This window comes from Calditrichota bacterium (assembly GCA_016867835.1).
Lineage (GTDB): Bacteria > Electryoneota > AABM5-125-24 > Hatepunaeales > Hatepunaeaceae > VGIQ01.
The window spans coordinates 1-20,797 of sequence record VGIQ01000044.1 but is presented as its reverse complement, the minus strand read 5'-3'; the positions used below and the strand labels follow the sequence as shown (position 1 = coordinate 20,797).

The following is a 20,797-nucleotide window of genomic DNA, read 5'->3' as shown; positions in this document are numbered from 1 at the left end:
CGATCCGGTCATCCCCTCCCACTTCCTCCCACCGCACCGCCGTCGAGTCGTAAATCATCCACTCATACCGGAGATTTTCCATATCCCCGATGTAGGCGATGGAGTCGAGGGCGAAGTCGATCTCGCTGTTGCGCTGGAGGGTGAGGGACAGTGTGTCGGGGGAGTGGGAAGTGATGAAAAGAGACGCCACATTGACTCTCCATTCTACTTCCTGAATCCAATCCTCAACGTCTAACCGGCATAATACAGAGTGGTTGCCAAGCGTATCAAATCGAATCGTAACGGTCGTATCAATCGAGCGTATGGTGTCCAGATAAGACCACCGATATGAGATGTCCAGACCACGCTGATTTCGAGCACGCAAGAGGAACTGGATGGAATCACCTTTAAGAACATCAAGTAGCGAATCGACAGGCTCACGTTGCACAATCAAAGCCCCATCGATCTCGGGCTCCAGCCTTACAATGATGCCGTCCTGTCCGCGGCCAAATGCCCTGTTGTTGACCGTTCCCGCACAATAGATACCTCTATCAAGTCCAATTACGACGGATTCGAGTCCATTTGAGGCAGGATGGAAACGATTGTCCTGGTCGAAGTGGAATATTCTTTGCCATAGAATCTGACCGTTCTGGTCAAGTCTTGAAATAAAGCCCCGCCTCGGATTTCCCTCCATGATGATAGTCCCACAATAAAGAAAGCCAATATCTTGAATACGATAAAGGGTATTCCCGTTGACCCGGTTATAACCCTCCAAGTTAAAAGTACGCGTCCATCTGACGATGCCATTGCTGCCTATTCGCAGGAGTAGTGGACGATAGATGCCGTTTGCACCATCATAGGCTCTGCCACCGATAAGAAAGTCCCCGTTGGGTGCCGATACGATACTCGTCGGGAAGGCGTAGATTACATTACCGAATCGTGTAGTATCAGCCCAAACCGGTTCTCCGGCCTCCATGTTGATCCTCATCGTCCATGCCAATCGCACTCTGTCAGGCGCCCTGCCATTGCCGGTTACAATAACATCCCCGTCCAATTCCCTTACGGATGTGAAATAGCAGTCGTTGCAATCTTCCCACATGCGGTAGGTTCTCTGCCAGACGGGTTCACCATCACCGTTTGCCAGCACCAGAAAGCCTGCCGTTCTTCCAGTCCATCCCGCTAAAAGAAACTGCCCATCCTTCAATTCTATAAGAGCTGAACAAACACCCTGGTCATAGGTTCTCTGCCACTGAAGTTCACCGCCATCACTAACCCTCAAGGCACCGAACCCATTGATGCTCCCACCGCAAACAAGGTCGGAGTTGTCTGACTCAATCAGACTAAACAACGTTGTGCCTTCATATCGCCGAGACCAAATGGTCTCCATCGATTCATCAACGAGCACAACCCAACTTTGTGCACCTGCCCAGCCGCACAGAGCTAGATTCCCACCCTGTGTTGCATAGATATCAAAAAAACCCTCTCGTTCCGCCGCTCCGCCGTCCAACAGTTCAACACCGGCTACCTCAGGTTGAGCAGATGCTGAACACACCAGGCACACGAGCAATTCGACTGCGAGGAAATTGTATCTCCCATATACTCTTACAGATTCAGGGTGGCGGCCTGAAGTCGATGGACCGCCACCCTGTTCTGTGCGCCTATTCAGGCAATAGCCTACCATTGCCAGCATGCATCGTTGAAGTTGATGGGTTGAGGATTCCCCCAATTGATATCTTGTGCTGCGTGGGGTGATCCGATATCCCAATTGAAACGGCTGTCATCGAACACCAGGATGACCCGTGTGGCCGTAGAGGGAACATTATTGTATGTTCCTGTCCAATTGACATTATCCTGCGTAGTTAGTGGCAGTGCAGCTACTTCCTGCCCCTGACTATTGAGGAAGATCGCCTTCGCATCTACATTGTATGGGTCGGCCAAGCCCTGCCATTGAACTGAGAAATTGACTTCTTGGTCCAACGCCCACGCCTCCGACGGCGCGGCGAAGAGGCTGAAGACCGCCAGCAGAACCAGCACTGCCAGCGACAGATTCGTTCTCGGGTTCATACCATCCTCCAATCAGTTTGGATTGATAGTGTGCCCGAGCCGTAGCCCGAGGCAAGGTTTTCACAAAATACGGCTGTAAGAGGATGTTGTCAAGGTCTTCAACGAGTCCGCCCAAAATAACCTGCCCGCCGATACGAGTCGATTCCACCCTTCTGCTATCGGGCACGAAGCGCCTACAGCGGCTTCGGCCCCTACGCGACAACACCATGACTCACTCTCATTTGACATAAGCCACCTTTATCCCATGGCTTCTGCTACCGCTTTTCAGGATTACCAGATAGATCCCCGGCCCGCCGAGCCGGCTTCCGTCGAGCACAACTTCAAGCCCGTGGATAACCTCGCGCAGCACCTCTCTACCCGCAACGTCATAGATGGTCAATGTCCCTTCCTCCGTCAAAACACCTGACAACCTAATCGTCACCCGACTGTTGAACGGATTCGGCCAGGCCGTCAAATGATAACTGCCGGAAGTGCCATCGACATTTTCATTATCATCAACACTCAGCCTTCTACCGAAGGCATAGGCTCCCATGTCGGCTCTTGAGCCGTCCGGATCGCGGGGCCGGGAGGGATCGCCTGAATCAATGGCCGGAGACCCCGCGAGCAGATTAAAGTCATCCCTCCGCCGATCGACAAAAAGCGGATCGCGGCTGAGAGCGCCTTCGCCCGGCTCGACCCCGTCGTAGTTGCGGAAGACGTTGTCATAGACCAGATTGTAAGAAACTCTTATCGAGTCTCCCCGTACCCGCCGGAGACCATAGCCGCCGAAGGCGACGATATTGTTGACGATTTCGAGCCGCCGGCAGTCGTCGATTCGGATGCCGTCGAAACGGTGGCTTGCAAAGGTGTTGTTGACGACCTCTCCCCTGCCCCGTCCGCTAATGACAAGGCCTTCCCGAAAGAGCGACCGGGAGACCAGAAGGCTGCTCCAGGTCCGAACATCGACGCGGCTCTTGAAGGACGAACTGTCAAGCGTCAGACCGCCCTCCAGCCAGACCTCGCCGCGCAGGCTGGCGTTGTCGAGCCGGATCGTATCTGCGACGACTCGAAAGGAAATCCCGTCGGCTGCTTCGAGATGATTCGCCAGGACGACCGCTCCGCGCCCCCGGCCCAGTTCGACCTCCGACGTCCCGATGTTGCCGATAGTGCGAATGATGACCGGCCGCTCTGCCGTCCCGCGCGCTTCGAAACGATCCCGGACGGCGAGGGCGTCGATGCCGTCGAGTAGCAGCGTTGTCCCGCCTTCGAGGATCAGCGTCCCGGCTTCAAACTGCCGCACGGTGTGCGCTCCTCCATCGAGATAGACATAAGCCCGGTAGCCTTCCAGATCGGCATATGGCGTGAGATCGAATCCGGGTGGAGCAATCCGATCGAAGCGATGGTCATAACGAATGGGACTCCTGATATACCCCGTGCCACCGTGGTTCGCGCGGTGGACATAGCCCCGCCGCCACTGAGTCAAACTACCTTTCATGAAGATGTGACCTCGTTCGTCGGGCGATGGGCCTTGAAAATATTCCCAGTCGTCGTTCTGGTTCTCGAAGGTGAAGCCGGAACGGTTCGGATAAGTGATCACCTGCCCGAGCGCGCAGAGCGCTCCATTGATCGCGATCGAGTGCCGTTCGTAGTTGTTGGGATCAACACCATAGCCGTTATTCCTGCCGTTTCGCCAGGTGTTCTTGATGATGATGTTCCCCTCCGAGACCAGCCCCAGCATATGCGACATTCCGCCTTCATCAGGGGTGTCGTCACCAAAATAGCCGGTGCGAATGTTTGCCCCATGATACTTGACGTCGTCCAGCAGCCACATATCGCCAGACGAGCCGATGGTGAACTTTCCAAATACTGTCCCTTCCACTTCTACCTGGCCATTTACGAAAATAGCGCCCCAGTAAATATAACCGAGATGCATCACCAGGCTTTCCCGCGGCGCCGATCCCATGGGGTATTGGTAGATGTCGATCCCGCGACCACCCCGCATCTTGATCCAGGTCATCATCCGGCCGTTACCATCGGTTATGAAGGGATTGGAGCGCGCACGAAGGTCGGTTGCGACATTGGGAATGGGAACCTGGGGGGCATTGGTTATTAGACGACCGTAGTCGATGTTGCCTGGCTGATAGTAGATGAAGCGGTCTTGCGACGTCGAGACTCGCCCGGGGATGAAGGGAGAATACTTCAGACCGATGTAATCGTTGGAATGATACCGCCCCCAAAGCGTATCAGCGGTCCAGAACCAGATGATCTCCTGGTATACTGTCGACTCGTAGTTCGTCAGATAGGTGAAATAGACCGTCGGAACGTCCGCAGCAAGGCGCGTCGTGAGGACGAAGGCGGCTGCGACGGCGAGTCGGATGGCATGTGTTTTCATTGGATTATGATGGTCTTGTTACTGCTAATCAGTGCAGAAAATCGGTTTTGGAGGGCGGACATTCCTGTCCGCCCTTGACAAAACGAACTTCCAACTCAGGGTGGACAGGACTGGAACAGGGCAAGCCAAAGGCGCAGCCAATGTCCGCCCTCCAAGAGCCTTTTGCTCTACCCGTGCCGGCTCACGAGGATCGTTACCGGCCGGGCATAGGCCTCCTCGTAGCCATCCACCACCGCGTCGAGGCGGACGCTCACCTCGAGGGTGAAAGGATCGAGGAAGAAGTCGTCAATCGTCCCGCGCAGGAAAACCGTCGCCACGCCGTCCGGCTCGTTGTTGCGGGCATCGACGACGCCGGTCAGTTTGATTGCCCGATCGGGAAAGAACTCGCGGTAGTTGCGCGCCTGCAGGTCATACCACCAGTACCGGCTCCGCGTCGTTGTAAACCGGATAGGAGCTTTGTTGATCAGCACTCCGTGCCCGTCCACCAGCGTCGCCCAGACGCGCACCAGCAGGTTCGGGTTGTCGTCGATCATCCAGTTGCCGGGATCGGCCGCCAGTTCGAGCCTTCCGCGCTGGAGCGGCAGTTTCATGTGCATTTCACCGGTCACCAGACCGCCCGGGGTATTCACTTCGGCAGCGATGGTAATGTCCTGGAAGGTGTTCTGCGAATGATAGACCAGCCAGGTTAGGACGACGCCATTTTCGATGGGCGCAGCTTCGATGGTGGCGATTGGTGGATCGACGGTGAAGACGACGACGGCGTTGCTCGAGGTCGGATTGCGATGGAGATCCCAGACCCGCGCCGAGACCGGAATCTGCCAGAGCGCTCCTCCCAGGTCGTCCCCGTAGCGTCCGGCGTCGATCTCCATACTGAACGGCGGGCCGCTTACTACAGCGATGTTGATGAAGGCGCTTATCGTATCCTGCCGGGTTTCAATATCTCGCCAGGTATAGATGCGCAGCAGCATACTTCCGATTCTTGTGCCGGAGAAGATCGTCGCCGTTGCCGAGCCGCCGACGGCGACCATCGAGTCGATCTGGCCCCGGCCGTTGATACCGCCGCCAATCGGAGGCGCCTCCGAACGCACGAGTTGGAATACGACTGTGGTAGCCGTTTCGACCGGGTTGCCGCTGGCGTCGCGAATATTGGCGGTCAGGCGGGTGCTCTCCCGGCCGCCTCCGCTTCCGCGGACCTGAATCGTCGATGACTCGGCCGTCAACACGAGCGATGCCGGCGATCCGGGAATGAACTCGACTACGGTTTCACCATAAATGGTACCCCTGCCGCCAAGGAGCGTCACGCTCGCCCGCACCGTCGCCCGTCCGGACGCAACGCCGCTGAAGAGCCGCGCATACGCCGAGCCCGTCGAATCGGTCAGCGCGGCCGAACCGGTGAGGTTGCCTAGGTCGGTCGTGAAGTTAACCAATGTCCCCTGGCGAACAGGAAAGCCAAAGGTGTCCGTCACCAACGCCCGGATGGTGGCAAAGTCCCGCAGGTCATTGGTGATGAGGATGGGCCTGTCGGTAGTAACCCGAATCTGGCTCGGCGGGCCGGGAATCAGTTGGATCTCGACGATGTTCGAGACGACTTCGTTGGAATCCGGAGGCCGATTCGTCACCGAAGCCGTCAGGTGAGCCGTTCCCACCAAGGTGCCGGCGATATACTTGGTTTCGGCTTGACCGGATGTACCGACAACCGGAACCCCGGCGCTGCTGAACCGACCTTCATCGACATCGAAGATAACGAAGGTTCCTGCGGGAGCGAAGGCTCCGTTGGCCAGCAGGCATGTTGCTACGACGGCTGTCGAATCGCCCCGACCGGCAATCATTTGAACCGCTCCGGCACGCAGCGATACGCTGTTGACGGGACTCCGCGGCAAAATCGTAATCTCGACCGACGCCTCGATGCCGAGCGCGAGGCAGCGCGCCACCACAACATCCGGTATGGGGTTACCGCGCTCGTCAACGGAGGGCATACCGATATCTGAGTAGATCGCCCGTGCTACTCCATAGTCGTCGGTCATAACCGGACCGTTGGTGATTCCAAACTGCGACCGGAATGTGATCTCCCGGCCGGCCAGCCTTTGTCCGTCACTATCGCGCAAGTAAATTATCAGATTCACCACCGTCTGCCCATTGTCAGCAAAGATTGCTCCGCGATCGGATGAGATCTCGAGATGGGCGCCCTCCAGCGGCCGCAGGATGAGCAGGCGTGCCTCCGCCGACACGTCTGTTCCGGCGATGCTGGCGGTGACATTGACCGTCCCGACTGCATTGCCGCCCGAGTGATACTCGGCGCGCGCGATGCCTTCGGCATTGGTCAGGGCGTAGGTCTGCACAACGCCTTGATCGGCTTGAAAGGTGACCTGGATATTCGGCACCCGGTTGCCGCTGCGATCAATCACCAGTGCCGAGAGTTGTGCCGCTCCGTCTGCGCCCGGCTCAAGCCTCATTTGGGACGGTTCAACGGCAAGTTCAATCCGCCCCACGGTCCCCTCAAGCCGCACCACTGTCAAGTCCTGTGAGCCGACGGCGCGTTCGGTTCCGTCCGGATTTGCGGCTATGGCGAGCACCCGCACCACACCGAACTCCCCGAGCGACCGGTATTCGACGGTCGCGGTGCCGTCCTTATCGGTAATGGCTTCCCCGGTTACGGCTCCGACGGGCAGCCCGGCATCAAACCCTGCAAGTCGAAAAGTCAGCGGTATGCCTTCGAGCAGGTTGCCGTTTGAGTCGGCGACCTCGGCTTTCAAGGTGATATTCGCCGATCCGCCTGAGGGGAGCGTGACGCGCGGCGTTTCCGTCGTCAGTCGGACGCTCGCAGGGATGCCGGTCCCATGAAGAGTGACCATCGCCCTCGCCGATACGCCGTTCGCATAAGCCGAGACCTGCACCTTTTGCAGCCCCCTCGGCATCGCGAACCGCCAACTTGACGAACCGCGCGCGTTGACGCCGGTCGTTACGCGCGGCGGTTCGAGCGACCCAAGCCCGGTTGAAACGACCAGATCGACGGGCGTTCCGGGTGCCGGGTTGCCGCTGCGATCCGTTGCATAGACCGAAAGTGGAAGATCGACGGCCCAGCCTTCGGGCGCCCAAATCGAATCGGGCAAGCCGCTGATCACGACCCGCGCCAAACTTGGCCCGGTCGGGCCGGTGCTGCTTTCATCATCGCAGCCGGCTACAAGAGTCACAAACATCAGGAATACGAGAAACCGACGCATTGCTGCCTCCCTAAGTCAATTATGGTGGTGTCAGGTGCCCTCTCCTGACACCTTCCGTCGGGTGGGGGCACCCAACGGCACAATAAGCGGTGTCAGGTGCCCTCACCTGACACATACCGTCGGGTGGGGGCACCCAACGGCACAATAGGCGGTGTCAGGTGCCCTCACCTGACACCTTCCGTCGGGTGGGGGCACCCAACGGCACAATAAGCGGTGTCAGGTGCCCTCAACTGACACCTTCCGTCGGGTGGGGGCACCCAACGGCACAATAGGCGGTGTCAGGTGCCCTCACCTGACACCTTCCGTCGGGTGGGGGCACCCGACGGCACAATAAGCGGTGTCAGGTGCCCTCAACTGACACCTTCCGTCGGGTGGGGGCACCCGACGGCACAATAGGCGGTGTCAGGTGCCCTCTCCTGACACCTTCCGTCGGGTGGGGACACCCGACGGCACAATAAGCAGCGTCAGGTGTCCTCTCCTGACACCTTCCGTCGGGTGGGGGCACCCAACGGCACAATAAGCGGTGTCAGGTGCCCTCACCTGACACCTTCCGTCGGGTGGGGGCACCCAACGGCACAATAAGCGGTGTCAGGTGCCCTCACCTGACACCTTCCGTCGGGTGGGGGCACCCAACGGCACAATAAGTGGTGTCACAGGTGCCCTCACACCTGACACCTTCCGTCGGGTGGGGACACCCAACGGCACAATAAGCGGTGTCAGGTGTCCTCTCCTGACACCTTCCGTCGGGTGGGGGCACCCAACGGCACAATAAGTGGTGTCAGGTGTCCTCACCTGACACATACCGTCGGGTGGGGGCACCCAACAGCACTCGGAAATTGTCTTTGAAGTATGCAAAAATGCCGAGAGGACGGGTGGTCTCCGTCCGATATGCAGGATTTGCACGATACCCTCCGGCATCGTGCAGAGTTTGCAGGTGAGTCCTGTCTGGATGAGGAGTCGCGAATACGCTCCCCAGGAACGAATGCTTCGCAATATCAATAATCTTCGCCCTGTCATGCCAACCTTGCCGGAACACGCAGTCGCTTATCAGCCGCTAATATCGCAATTCACATTCCAAAAGTCAAGTGTAGTTCCTGAGGAGTTCAGACTTTCCGACGAAGCGATCCCTGACTACATTGAAATAAGATGGTGCAAAGCACTCACTTGCTCCGACTTGCGCCGGGGGCAGACGGTCGATGAGTCGTAGAGTTCTCGTAACCGGCGCAACCGGCTTCATCGGCGACCCTACCGTTTGGGAACTGGCCGAGAGAGGCTGGCGGATTCGCGCTCTGGTGCGCCGCTCAAGCGACCCGACGCGCCTCCCGCCCGAGGTCGAGCGCGCCGAGGGCGACCTGCGCGACTACGAGTCGCTCGCCCGTGCCGCTCGGGGCTGTCAGGACGTCGTTCACCTCGCCGGCCTCATCCGGACGCCGGATCCACGCCAATACGACCGGGTCAATCGCGACGGCACAGCGAATATTGTGCGGGCCTGCCGCGATGAAGGCGTCGAACGACTGCTCTATTGCAGCAGCCTCGCCGCCGGGGGGCCGTCGCTTTCTGACCGCAGACGCACCATGAACGATCCCGACGAACCGATCACTGCCTATGGCCGGTCGAAACTGGCGGGCGAAGAGGTCTTGCGCAACGGCGCCGGCTCCGTTTGGTGGACGGCACTGCGGCCGCCGCCGGTCTATGGGCCTTATGACCGGTCGTTCCTGGGCTACATGCGAATGATAAACAAGGGTTGGAAGATTCGGCTCGGTGACGGCTCGATGCCCTTTTCCCTGGTCCATGTCGCCGATCTCGCCCGTGCCATTTGCCTGGCATTAACTTGGGAAGGGCCGTCCGGCGCCGTGCGCTACGTCACCGACGGCGCAGATCACACACTGCACGAGCTTGCCGGGCTCGTCGAGGAACTGCTCGGCCGTCGGGCGCGCTGGATCGCCTTGCCACGTTGGGCCGGGATGCCAGTCGCGACGGTTGCGGAGTTCCTATCCGGAAACCGTGTTCCGGCGATTCTCTCCCGCCGGAAGGTGCTCGAATTGCTCCAGCCAGCCTGGACGTGCGATGATTCACCGCTTCGCACCGAAGTCGGCTATAGTAATGAATTTGATTTAAAGAGAGGAATCCGCAATACCGTCGAATGGTATCGGGAGGAAGGATGGCTGTAGATGAGGGGGGATGTTCTATATCCAGCAGACGAAAGTCGATATCTATCAGTGCAACAAACATAATCATCCTTAAGACAGACATTCTTGTCTGTCCTACTAAACGATATCACAGTAGAATGCACTACCTAATATGTCATGTTGAACGCAGTCAGACATCTCCTTCAAACGAGACCCTTCACTTCGTTCAGGATGACACTTCTTAGTATATCAACTTGATCACTTACGACCCCAATTGCCCGCTCTGCCGGCTGGCTCGCGACGGCGAAGTGCTGACTCCATTGCACTACGAGGACGAGCAATTAATCGTCGTCGATTGCCTCGTCTGCCGGACTCCGATGGCGGTCTTGAAGGCGCATCAGTCAGCCTTCAACCCGACCGATCGCGAATCTGCAAAGCGGATTCTGGGACAACTCCTGTCGAACGGCATTGAAGTGACGATCCCGGTGAAGTTTCGCCGCTTTCACGGGGACGCCGATCCGCTCTGGATTATCGATTGGGAACAGCGGCAGATTCCCGATCATCCGCACTGCCACCTCAGACCCTGGCCCTTCCCCGGAACATCGCAGTGGGAGCCGCTCGTCAGGTAGAAAGGTATAGCCGCGCCCCTGTCAAATCACGCCGATTGCTTCGCTCTGCACCCACCCCTGTCGTTCGCTTCCAACGGTAATCTCGTACCATTCCCCCACTTTCCGCAAGACTCGCGCCTTGGTGCCGGCGTGCAAGGTGAAGAGCAACTTGGCGCTTCCAGTCGATGGAGCGCTGAGCACTTCCGCTTCGGGAGCGACGATTATCCCGGTTTGAATGGCAGACTCCGCCTGCCATTTCAGGATCAGCAACGACAGGATCAGGGTAAGCAAAATCCCAAACGGCTTGACGATCCACCGCCCGGAAGTGAGTGCCCGAAGCATTCCCCGTCCCCAACGCCGCAGCGCCATCAAGCCAAAGGTCAGCAGAGATAGAATGATGGCAAGCCAACCCAGCGTCGCTGCCGGGAGGGCATCACGTATGCGATCGACGGCATCCCAAACCGGCAGTCTTACAGACTCATCGGTCTTATCCACCAGCCGCGCGCGGGCTATTGCGAGGTTGGACTTTAGATCGGCATCTTCTCCGATCATTCTGGCAGCCCGTTCCCAGTAGAGGATCGCCCGGCCAAGGTCGTCGATCTTGAAATAGGCATTGCCCAGATTGTAAAGAAGCGCTCCATCTGCTACTCCCGCTTCAAGCGCCTGACTCCACTTGGCGATGGCTTCGGAATACTCTCCGGCCAGATAGTGCCGGCTGCCGGCTTCGAAGAGCAACTCGGGGGTTCCCGCATAACCGATCCCTATTATCATCATCATCATCATCAAAATCGCTCTCATAGCAACGCCTCCAACGACTTCGAGCAATCCCTCATTCGCACCAGGATTTTGACGGTCTCATCCCCTTCGATGCCTCTCAGCCCGAATCGTGCCCGGTCGCTTGCGGCAAGAAGCGACAGCACCTCAGCCACCAACGCATCGGATGTTCCGCGGGTTTCAAGTCGGGATCGAATAAGATCGCTGGTGAGTCCCGCCGACGGTTCATCTATCAGCGCGCCAACCAACTCTTCGAGGCCGCGCGTTGCCGCTTCGAGAGCCGGGAGCGCGTCGCCCTTTTGTAGCCGTCGGTCGGCTGTGCGCAGCGCTTCGCTCATGACTCCGGGCGCGCGACGGCGTCGAACCGCAGTCGGATCAGCAGATAGCCGGTCACGATACATCTCGAAAAGCACCCCACCGTAGAAGAGAAACGGTGGCAGCACCATCAGGATATAGAAAAACGGCATCCGGTAAGGTGGGACTTGGAGCCGCTTCAGGTCACCCGTGACCGACTTAAGGAACCGTATATCGCTGTCGAGCAGACTCACTTCCAACGACCTGACACCTCCCGACGATGCCACACCGGTTGCCGACGGCGCGATGTCGAGCGTTATTCCTCCCGCGGCTGCAGTACGGTAGGATTTTGACCCGGGATGAAAATAACTGAAGCGCACCGGTTCAAGCGTAAAGCGCCCCGTCCGTCGGGGAATTACGAGATATGTGAAGACCTTTCGACCCCGCATTTCTTCGCCTACTATCGAGACCTTCTCTTCTGAGGTGGGGGCAAAGTAATCGAATCCTGACGGCAGCGCGATCTTCGGCGCGGACAGCGACTTCAGATATCCGGCACCGGAGACTGTCACCTTGATGGTCAAGGCATCGTTCTGCGTCAATTCGCGGCGGTCGTATTCTACGCTGAGGTTATAATCGCCGACGTCGCCACTGAATTCGGCGGGCCGGCCCTCCTCCGGCAGGTCGTGCACATTGAACCGCAGCGGATCGGTCGAGACCGTAACGACCTCCCGCCGGGTGCGGCCAAAGAAGGGATCGTCCCAGAAAATGTCGAACGGATCGCGATTGCGGCGCGAAGTCTGGCGCTCGACTGTGACGTCGCAGGTAAGGGGATCGAGAGTCAAACTTCCCGCTCGCGTTGGAAAGAGACCGACCTTGCGGATGACTGCGACTTTATAAGCCACCCCGCCTACTGTTGCGTCGCTTAAAGAGGGACGCGCCGGGATTTCAAACTCCTCCTGCCAGAATCCCGTCGCAGCGGGTAGTTTGGCAAAGTTGTAGTTGGAGACGTTGGCGCGCAGATATAGCCGGTATGTAACGACCGACCGGTCAAACTTGTAGAGGGTGGACTTGTCCGCGGAAGCGGATATGAAGATATCGGGGGGGGCTCCCGCGCGGATTCCGGAGGCTTGGGGTAGCGACGAATCATCCCGTCCTTGTCCAGTGCGGGACGATGTCTCGCTATGCGAGCTTCCGGTCCCGGATCCGGCTGCGCTTGATGCGCCAACCTGGATTAGAATCGGCCCGGTCTTATATATCCGGCTCTTCTGTTTGAACTGTGCCGGCCCGATGGTGAACGACCCGGGCTGCAACGCGCGTAAGACCCAGGTGAGCGTCTTCGTCGAAGTGATGCGGGTGTTAACTATTTGGACGCTGGTCGATGACGACGGCCCCATGATGATTTCAAACTGCTCGAAGCCGGGCGGCGACACGTCGGGCAGCGAAGTCGAAGTGCCGCTAAGCGTGATAGTGTATGTCAGTCGTTCGCCTGTCGCTACCGACGTCCGATCAACTGAGGCGCGAAAATCATACTCCGTCGCCGCCATCGACGGGAAAGCGGCCAGAACACTAAAAAGACTGATTGCTACGCCCTTCCCCAAACGCTTATGCACTTGAATTGCTATCATCATCAGCATCAACATCACCAGTCTTTCTCCGGCCGGGCTGGTTCGCCGGACTGCACGCGGAAGTATCGTGGTGTCAGGTGTCTGCACCTGACACCAACGTCGTGTGGGGACACCCAACGGCACGTGGAAAGACTGATTACTACAACCTCTCCCAATCGCTCATGCATTTGAATTGTCATTGTCATCAGCATTTGCATCACCAATCTTTCTCCGGCCGGGCTGGTTCGCCGGACTGTCGCTTCAGTTTCTCCTTCTGCGCTTCCTGCTCTTCATTTTCGAGTGCTTGCAGGAGTTTGCGTGCCTCCTCCCGGCTCATCGGGCCTCGTTCAGCCATTTGCTCGGGTTGTGGTTCATCCTCATTCTGCCCGGTCGAATCGGCGCCATTCATTGCTTGCTGTGGTTCTTGCTGCTCTTCTTCCTGACTCTGCTTATCTTGTTGCAATTGCGACTTCTGTTGATTCTGTTGCTGGTCTTTCTTCTGACCGGTTGAGTCGCTCCGCGCCTGCATCTGCTGCTGCATCATCTGCTTCATTTGGAGCGCCATCTCAAGGTTGTGCTTGGCGTCCTCGTCCTGATGGTTGAGTTTCAGGGCTTGCTTGTAGGCGGCGACGGCTTCGTCGAATTTCTGCTCGCCGAGGAGCGCATTTCCAATGTTGAACCAGGCATTGCCGGCCAACTTTGGATCCGAACTTGACGCGGCTTTGGAGAGCGCTTCTGCGGCTTGAGGAAACTGCTGCAATTTATAGAGCGCGGTGCCAAGGTCGTAACGTATTTCGGGGCGCGAAGGGTCCTTGTCGAGCGCCGCCATGAACTCGGCCAGCGCTTTGTCAAACTCCTCGCGCTTGAAGTGTTCGACACCGCGCGATGCCGACTTACGCGGCGAGTCAGCATATAGTGCATCCGCCGATAGCAGGAGAACTGCACCTATGAGGGATAGAATGAGTTGTCTCATGGTCATAGGTTCATACCTCCAGTACTTCCTTGCGCCGCTTCCAGCCGGGGATAGCTTCCGCCATCAGGAGCAGAATGAATGCGGCAACAAGCGGATATTGGAAGCGGTCTTCAAAGTCGGTGAACTGCCGCTTTTCGAAAGTCTCCTTTTCCATTCCCCCGAGCGCATCGACAATCTGCCGGAACTCGTCGCCGGCAGGCGTTGCGCGGTAGAATGTCCCGCCGGCGGTTGCGGCGATTTTGCTTAAGAGTTCTTCGTCCGGGCGGGTGACGACGGTCTGACCGGCACGGTCTTTCTTATAGCCCTGTAGGTTGCCACGCGCATCCCGCTCCGGAATCGGTGCGCCGGCCGGTGTAGCCATCGCCACGGTAAAGATGGTGATATTATCCTGCGCTGCCTCTTTGGCGGCTTCTATAGCCCCCTTTTCGTGATCCTCGCCATCGCTAACGAGCAGGATCACGCGCCGCGCCTTCGATTCCGGCCGAAAGGACCGCATAGCCTGCCGGATAGCGCCTCCGAGGGCCGTTCCCGACTGCGGCACATGCCCCGGTTGGATGGCGTTCAGAGCGGTAACGACTGCGGCATAGTCAAGCGTAAGCGGCACCTGCACGAAGGCGATTCCCGCAAAGGGCACCAACGCAACCCGGTCGCCCCGCAAGCGGCTCAGCAGACGAACTACCTCGAATCGCGCCTTGTGCAACCGACTGGGCGCAATGTCCTCTGCCTCCATAGATTGCGAAAGGTCGATGGCAATCACAAGGTCAATGCCCTCCCGCTTCACCTGCGCAAGCCGTGTTCCGACTCGCGGTCCGGCAAGAGATAGCAGGGTGCAGCCCAAAGCCAACAGGACCAAAATCCTGCGGATGAGGATTCGCTCCGGCGAACGTCCCGGGACAATGACATCGAGCAGTTGCGGGCTCGACCACCGCGCGAGTGCCCGGCGCCGCCAACGATGCTCGAAGACGATCATCGCAAGCGGCAGGAGCAGCGTCCAAAGCAGGTGCAGGTATTCGGGATGCGCCCAACGAATCATACCGCACTCCGCAGAAAATAGCCCTCGATAAACAGTCCCGCCACAACCAATGCGAACGCGCCCCAAGCCCAGGGATAGAACATCTCGGCATGCTTGCGATAGGCACGCACCAGGGTCCGCTGTTTCTCCATACGGTCGATTTCAGCGAATATCTCGCGTAGTTTGTTTTCGTCGGTGGCGCGGAAGTATCGTCCGCCGGTCGAACCGGCAATCTCTCGCAAGAGCGGCTCATCGATGCTGACCCGCACCTGCTGCATCACGATGCGGCCAAAGACGTCTCGTGATGGGTAGGGCGCGGTGCCGCGCGTCCCGACACCGATGGTATAGACCCGTGCGCCGAGCGCCTGCGCGGCTTCAGCTGCAGTCGTCGGCGGGAGGCCGTAGTTGTTCTCCCCGTCGGTAAGCAGGATGATCACCTTGGACTTGGAGGTCGTCGCATCGAGCCGCTTCAAAGCCGTCGCGAGCGCGCTCCCGATGGCGGTGTTGTCGGCATCGACAAGCCCGATCTCAACCTGACTTAAAAGTTCCCGCAAAATGTCGTGATCGATGGTAAGCGGGCATTGGGTGAAAGCATGCTTGGCGAACAGCACCAGCCCGATCCGGTCGTTTGGACGGGCGGCAATGAATTCGGCAGCGACCGACTTGGCGGCTTCAGCCCGGTCCGGACGCAGGTCGCGCGCCAGCATCGAAGCCGAAATATCGAGCGCCAGGACGATGTCGATGCCCTCGCTCCAGACGTCTTCGCCGCTGCTTACCGACTGCGGCCGGGCCAAGGCGATTGCCATGAGGATGATCGCACCCCAACGACCTGCAGCGGGAGCATGGACAAAGTAACGTTTCCAGCGTCCTCCAGGTTGACCGTTCAGAACCCGATAGGTTGGAAGCCGGAACACTGAGCGTTGTCGGATCCGCCGCGCCCGCCGGATGTAAAGCCAGATGAGCGGTATCGCAGCCAGCGCCAGCGCCAGTAGTTCAGGCGATGCCAATGACTGAGTCAAGAGGCTTTGTCCACTTGAGAAGCCATAGGAGCGGAAGCATCCCGGCTATCCGTTAAGGCTGAACTTGACCCCGTCAAACTGACAAATTTGAACGCGTCGTCGAGCGCTCGCTCGTTTTCGCGCGGTGCCGGTTTAAATCGGGCGAACTTCGCCAAATCTGCGCCGGTAAGGATTCGACGCAGCATCAGTCCCTGATCGTCGTCCGCCGCCCATTGCGGCTGGAGCGCGAGTATCTCCTCGCTGGTCATATCGAGGGCGTTGAAGTCGAAACGTCGGCCCAAATACTCCCGCATAATATCAGTCAGTTCACTGTGATACTCCTTGACATAGCCATCCTGCCAAAGTCGTCTGACGCGCAGTTCCTCAAGTTTACGGAGTGCAATCTGATCCGGTGGCGGAAGTGGTGGAGCAAAGATCGGGCGCTCCTTTCGCACTCGCTTTCTGTAGAGTAGATAGCCCATTATTGCCAATGCCGCGAGCCCTCCTCCTGCAAGCAGGTAGGGAGCCAATTCGCGCAAGGTGAGCGGCAGTTTAACGGGCGGGCGGATGTCGCGCAAAGTTGAGTCGCCGGTTGCTGCGATGATGCTTCTTACTTCTATCGAACCGGGATCGAGCCATAACGTATCCGGCTGGTTCCCTTCCCGCAAAAAAACGACCGGCAAATCGGGCAAATCTATCCGCCCCGGCTCAAAGAGAGATAGCGAATAGCGCATCGAGCGCAGGCTTCCCGAAGCGCTCAAGGTGTCAACTTTCAAGATTTCCGCCGGTGACCAAACCTCTCCAGCGGGCCAAATGACCTGCTCGACATCACCGGCATCGACGCTGAGAAGCACCTCGACAGGATCGCCCACCGTGATCGAACGCGGCGCCACTTCGATATCGATTGGAGACGCCGTGCTAACTAATGTTAATGCTAATGTTAATGCTAGTATAAGGAAATACGAGGGCCAATCAGGTGAGGAGCACTTGCATTCCGCACTCTCGATTCTGCATTTCCCTTTCACGACTGCCTCCGCTCGCGCGCTCGGAAGAACTTCGCCAATTCCATCAAGTAAGGTTGATCGACGGGTAGTTCGATCCGGTCGATGCGATTGGCTCTGAAAAATGCGCGGCGCTCTTCGACCTGTGCATTGCAGATCGCTTCGAACTTCTCCCGAATAGATTTTGAACCGGTGTCGAACCAGCCGGCATGTCCGGTTTCGGGATCGACGACGAGTGCGTAGCCGACGTCGGTCAACCGACGCTCGCGCGGGTCGAAGAGTTCCAGCGCGATCAGGTCGTGCTTGCGTGCCGCGACGCGAACAGCCCGCCGGTCGTCGTCCCCTTCAAAGTCGCTTATCAAGAAGAGCACGGATCTCTTTCTGAGCGCGTGCAGTGCATACTCGACCGCGCCGCTGATCGAGGTGCCGGTCGATGCGGGCTTGAAAGCGAGCACATCGCGAATCAAGCGCAGGACATGTTGACGACCTTTGCGGGGTGCGACAAAGTGCTCGATCCGGTCGCTGAAGAGGAGAAGACCGACCTTGTCGTTATTGGTAAGAGCACTGAGGGCCAGCAGCGCGGCTAACTCTGCCGCCATCTCACGCTTCAGGGTCGTCCGGGTTCCAAAGTCAGTGGAACCGGAGATATCGACCAACAGCATCACCGTCAGTTCGCGTTCTTCCCGGAAGAGTTTCACATAGGGATGCCCGAATCGCGCCGAGACGTTCCAGTCGATGGTGCGAATGTCATCGCCGGGGGTATATTCGCGCACCTCGGCGAAGTCCATACCTTGTCCTTTGAAGACCGAGTGATAACGCCCCGCAAAGACATCGCGAACCTTGAGCCGGGTTCGCAGTTCAAGCAGCCGCACCTTGCGCAGTAATTCCCGCGAGATAGGGACTGAGGTTTCTCCCTTGCTCAAGAGTCTATGGAACCTCGATATGGTCGAAGATGTCGCGGATGATGTCGTCGGCGGTTACTTCGTCGGCTTCGGCTTCAAACGTTACCATGATCCGGTGGCGAAGGGTCTCAAATCCGATGGCCCGAATATCCTCAGGCGTCACATATCCTCTGCCTCGCAGAAAGGCGTGAGCTCGCGCCGCCCGGACGAGAAAGATCGAAGCTCGCGGCGACGCACCGTAACGGATCTTGTCGCGTAGTTTCTCAAGGCCGAATCGTCCCGGCTGGCGGGACGCCGTTACGACGTCCAGGACATAGTTTTCAACCTTCTCATCGACGTAGATGCGCCCGACCAGATTTCGCGCGGATAGAATCTCAGCCGGCTGGACGACGACATCGACCTGATCGGCAGCGGAGGTGTCGCCGCGCCTAAGGATCTCAAGTTCGTCCGTGCGCTCGGGATAGTCGAGGAGCACTTTGAACATGAACCGGTCCGTCTGGGCTTCCGGAAGCGGGTAGGTGCCCTCCTGCTCTATCGGATTTTGCGTCGCCAGCACAAGAAAGGGTGAGGGCAGATGGAAGGTCTCTTCGCCGATCGTGACCTGCCGCTCCTGCATCGCCTCGAGGAGTGCGGACTGGACCTTTGCCGGCGCCCGGTTGATCTCGTCAGCCAGCACGAAATTGGCGAAGATCGGCCCCTTGCGCACTTGAAAGAGCCCGTCGCGCTGGTTGTAGATCAACGTTCCGATCAAGTCCGCCGGAAGCAGATCGGGGGTGAACTGGATCCGGTGAAAGTCCACTGCAATGGCTCGCGCCACGGCTTTGACGGCCGTCGTCTTTGCCAATCCGGGAACGCCCTCCAGCAGGATATGCCCGTCGGCGAGGAGTCCTATCAAGAGGCGGTCAACCATGCGCTTCTGGCCGACGATAGCCTTGCCAATCTCCGCTTCAAGGATTTTGGCAAACCGCCCTTCGCGCTCGACTTCGCGGGTGAGCGCTTCGATCGCTTCGTAATTCAATGCCATCGAATAGTGAAGATGTTTATGATGATGATTAAGCCCACTCTTGTTCAATCAAACGAGCGGAGCAGGTCAAAGTTCCATTCTGCTGACGACTCTTCAGCGCTTGAGCAATTGAGCATTCGAGCGCTTATATTTAGGCATGCTTCACGAGGAGTCATCACGTCCATTGCCAGCCGAGGAAACAGAAGGCCGGGTACTGCGCAAGGTCGCCATTGTGATTCCGTCCGGCAAGGAGCCGGAACGGCTCGATGTCTTTCTCGCCCGGCAGGTTCGTGAGATCACCCGTTCGCAGGTTGAACTCGCCATCGCCGAAGGCCGGGTAACGATCGACGGCCGTCCCTCCAAACCGTCGCACAAGGTCAAACCCGGCGAACGAATCGACCTCGCCTTCCTGGCCCGGCCGCCGCTGGAACTGACGCCCGAGCCGATTCCGCTTCAAGTGGTCTATGAAGATGACTACCTGGTGGTGATAGACAAGCCGGCCGGGATGATCGTCCACCCGGCCAAAGGCAATCGGAGCGGGACGCTTGTCAACGCGCTGCTCGCGCATTATGGCGAAGTCGAGCCGGCTGCCGACGACGACCCTGACCGGCCCGGCATCGTCCACCGTATCGACAAGGAAACCTCCGGGCTGCTGGTCGTTTGCAAGCGCGAACCGGCGATGTCGAGACTTGCGAAACAGTTCCGGGAGCACACTGTGGAACGGGAGTATTGGGCTCTTGCCTGGTGGCCTTTCAGCCACTCAAAGGGCACCATCGACCGACCCATCGGACGCGATCCGACCGACCGCCTCAAATATGCCGTAGCGAAGCCCGACGCATCGGGTCGGGTGAAGGATTCAGCCAAAGAGGCCCGCACCCATTGGACGCAGATCGAGCGCTTTCCGTTTCTGACCTTGCTTGCGCTGCGCCTCGAAACCGGCCGGACGCATCAAATCCGGGTTCATCTCTCGGATGTCGGACACCCGGTCTTCGGCGATCCGGATTATTGCGGTCGCAACCGCCAGATGGGACGGCTCTCGACCGCCGCGCGGAGCGAGGCTGCAGACTACCTCGAAATCGCCCGCCGGCAACTCCTTCACGCCCGACTGCTCGGTTTTGAGCATCCGGTTACTGGCGAACGACTCCGTTTTGAGTCGCCGCTGCCCGATGACTTCCAAACGGTACTCGACCGATTGCGGGAGAAGAATCAGACTCGGGCAAGGTAGAGGATTTTTTTGCCGTCGGGTGTCTCACCCGACGGTGGTGCCGGGTGTGGACACCCTGCACCACTAATCTAATCAGACTCGGGCAAGGTAAAGGATAAGCCCTGAGGTGAGCGCCCAGAGTATGAGCGTCAGACGGATGCCGGTATCGGTCGTCACCAGAGTCGCCGGATCTTCGCCAGCGCGGCCGGTCAGGGCAAGTTTCTGGTAGCGGAAGATGCCGAAGACGACCAATGGAAGCGTGTAGATGAGCGCTTCAGTGTGGTGTTTGGCAACCGTTTCCGGATCGACTGTGTAGAGCGCATAACAGAGCAGCGCCATTGCCGAGAGCGCACTTATCCAACCATCAATGATTGCGACCGGTGGATAGTTCATAAGCACCCGGCGCGAGCCAGGTTCGCCTTCGCCCGCTGTAAGAACAGAAATCTCCTGCCGCCGCTTGATCATCCCGAGGTAGAGAGCGAGCGAAAAAGTGCAGAGCAGAAGCCAGTGCGATACCGGCAGTTCGATCATCTCCCCCCCCATCAAGACCCGCAGGACGAACCCCGTAGCTATGACGATCACATCGAGCACCATCACCCGTCGCAAGAAGAGGGTGTAGAGAAGCATTATCCCTGTGTAGGCAATTCCAACCCGCAACGA

At 58.3% G+C, this 20,797-nt stretch carries 16 protein-coding genes; 3 read left to right on the top strand and 13 right to left on the bottom strand.

Annotated features, from left to right (window positions below; genetic code table 11):
• The 4 genes from FJY67_06280 to FJY67_06265 all read right to left on the bottom strand — a co-directional run.
• A partial coding sequence (locus tag FJY67_06280; protein MBM3329067.1) for a hypothetical protein occupies positions 1-1,126 on the bottom strand: 1,126 nt, incomplete at its 3' end.
• A gap of 527 nt (positions 1,127-1,653) precedes the next feature.
• The gene (locus FJY67_06275; GenBank protein ID MBM3329066.1) at positions 1,654-2,043 is read right to left on the bottom strand and encodes a hypothetical protein; all 390 of its coding nucleotides are present in this window, start codon (positions 2,041-2,043) and stop codon (positions 1,654-1,656) included.
• A 217-nt stretch (positions 2,044-2,260) separates the two neighbouring features.
• Positions 2,261-4,414: a T9SS type A sorting domain-containing protein gene (locus FJY67_06270; GenBank protein MBM3329065.1), complete on the bottom strand. Its 2,154-nt coding sequence runs from the start codon at positions 4,412-4,414 to the stop codon at positions 2,261-2,263.
• A 167-nt stretch (positions 4,415-4,581) separates the two neighbouring features.
• Positions 4,582-7,635, bottom strand: a complete 3,054-nt coding sequence (locus tag FJY67_06265) for a hypothetical protein (GenBank protein ID MBM3329064.1) — start codon at positions 7,633-7,635, stop codon at positions 4,582-4,584.
• Between the two features lie 1,196 nt (positions 7,636-8,831).
• Here FJY67_06265 and FJY67_06260 point away from each other — a divergent pair.
• Both FJY67_06260 and FJY67_06255 read left to right on the top strand, forming a co-directional pair.
• Positions 8,832-9,806, top strand: coding sequence for an NAD-dependent epimerase/dehydratase family protein (locus tag FJY67_06260; protein MBM3329063.1), 975 nt, complete (start codon positions 8,832-8,834; stop codon positions 9,804-9,806).
• Positions 9,807-10,018: 212 nt separating this feature from the next.
• On the top strand, positions 10,019-10,393 hold the full coding sequence (locus FJY67_06255; protein ID MBM3329062.1) for a hypothetical protein: 375 nt from the start codon (positions 10,019-10,021) through the stop codon (positions 10,391-10,393).
• 21 nt (positions 10,394-10,414) lie between these two features.
• Here the strand turns inward: FJY67_06255 and FJY67_06250 are convergent, their stop codons facing one another.
• The 8 genes from FJY67_06250 to FJY67_06215 form a co-directional block, all read right to left on the bottom strand.
• On the bottom strand, positions 10,415-11,170 hold the full coding sequence (locus FJY67_06250; protein MBM3329061.1) for a hypothetical protein: 756 nt from the start codon (positions 11,168-11,170) through the stop codon (positions 10,415-10,417).
• On the bottom strand, positions 11,167-13,152 hold the full coding sequence (locus FJY67_06245; GenBank protein MBM3329060.1) for a protein BatD: 1,986 nt from the start codon (positions 13,150-13,152) through the stop codon (positions 11,167-11,169). Before FJY67_06245 ends, FJY67_06250 begins: the two co-directional genes overlap by 4 nt.
• 109 nt (positions 13,153-13,261) lie before the next feature.
• Positions 13,262-14,023 (bottom strand): tetratricopeptide repeat protein, encoded by a 762-nt coding sequence (locus tag FJY67_06240; GenBank protein ID MBM3329059.1) that lies wholly within the window; start codon positions 14,021-14,023, stop codon positions 13,262-13,264.
• Between the two features lie 4 nt (positions 14,024-14,027).
• Complete coding sequence (locus FJY67_06235) at positions 14,028-15,050, bottom strand: VWA domain-containing protein (GenBank protein MBM3329058.1); 1,023 nt, start codon at positions 15,048-15,050, stop codon at positions 14,028-14,030.
• A complete protein-coding gene (locus FJY67_06230) occupies positions 15,047-16,036 on the bottom strand; it encodes a VWA domain-containing protein (GenBank protein MBM3329057.1) in 990 nt (329 codons plus the stop codon). Before FJY67_06230 ends, FJY67_06235 begins: the two co-directional genes overlap by 4 nt.
• Before the next feature lie 8 nt (positions 16,037-16,044).
• Entirely contained in the window at positions 16,045-16,920 is an 876-nt protein-coding gene (locus FJY67_06225) for a hypothetical protein (protein MBM3329056.1), read from the bottom strand.
• A gap of 128 nt (positions 16,921-17,048) precedes the next feature.
• Entirely contained in the window at positions 17,049-17,924 is an 876-nt protein-coding gene (locus FJY67_06220) for a DUF58 domain-containing protein (GenBank protein ID MBM3329055.1), read from the bottom strand.
• A 31-nt stretch (positions 17,925-17,955) separates the two neighbouring features.
• Positions 17,956-18,948 carry an AAA family ATPase gene (locus FJY67_06215; protein MBM3329054.1) on the bottom strand — a complete coding sequence of 331 codons (993 nt, stop codon included), beginning with the start codon at positions 18,946-18,948 and terminating at the stop codon, positions 17,956-17,958.
• Positions 18,949-19,090: 142 nt separating this feature from the next.
• On the opposite strand from FJY67_06215, the gene FJY67_06210 reads away from it, so the two are divergent.
• A complete protein-coding gene (locus tag FJY67_06210) occupies positions 19,091-20,158 on the top strand; it encodes an RluA family pseudouridine synthase (protein ID MBM3329053.1) in 1,068 nt (355 codons plus the stop codon).
• A gap of 72 nt (positions 20,159-20,230) precedes the next feature.
• Here the strand turns inward: FJY67_06210 and FJY67_06205 are convergent, their stop codons facing one another.
• Positions 20,231-20,764 carry a hypothetical protein gene (locus FJY67_06205; GenBank protein ID MBM3329052.1) on the bottom strand — a complete coding sequence of 178 codons (534 nt, stop codon included), beginning with the start codon at positions 20,762-20,764 and terminating at the stop codon, positions 20,231-20,233.
• Positions 20,765-20,797 lie beyond the last annotated feature (33 nt).

What these genes read in the sequence shown, in the direction of transcription:
- FJY67_06205 (MBM3329052.1), bottom strand. Translation starts at nt 20,764, where the DNA reads ATGCTTCTCTACACCCTCTTCTTGCGACGGGTGATGGTGCTCGATGTG.
- FJY67_06260 (MBM3329063.1), top strand. Translation starts at nt 8,832, where the DNA reads ATGAGTCGTAGAGTTCTCGTAACCGGCGCAACCGGCTTCATCGGCGAC.
- FJY67_06235 (MBM3329058.1), bottom strand. Translation starts at nt 15,050, where the DNA reads ATGATTCGTTGGGCGCATCCCGAATACCTGCACCTGCTTTGGACGCTG.
- FJY67_06240 (MBM3329059.1), bottom strand. Translation starts at nt 14,023, where the DNA reads ATGACCATGAGACAACTCATTCTATCCCTCATAGGTGCAGTTCTCCTG.
- FJY67_06210 (MBM3329053.1), top strand. Translation starts at nt 19,091, where the DNA reads ATGCTTCACGAGGAGTCATCACGTCCATTGCCAGCCGAGGAAACAGAA.
- FJY67_06250 (MBM3329061.1), bottom strand. Translation starts at nt 11,170, where the DNA reads ATGAGAGCGATTTTGATGATGATGATGATGATAATAGGGATCGGTTAT.
- FJY67_06265 (MBM3329064.1), bottom strand. Translation starts at nt 7,635, where the DNA reads ATGCGTCGGTTTCTCGTATTCCTGATGTTTGTGACTCTTGTAGCCGGC.
- FJY67_06275 (MBM3329066.1), bottom strand. Translation starts at nt 2,043, where the DNA reads ATGAACCCGAGAACGAATCTGTCGCTGGCAGTGCTGGTTCTGCTGGCG.
- FJY67_06270 (MBM3329065.1), bottom strand. Translation starts at nt 4,414, where the DNA reads ATGAAAACACATGCCATCCGACTCGCCGTCGCAGCCGCCTTCGTCCTC.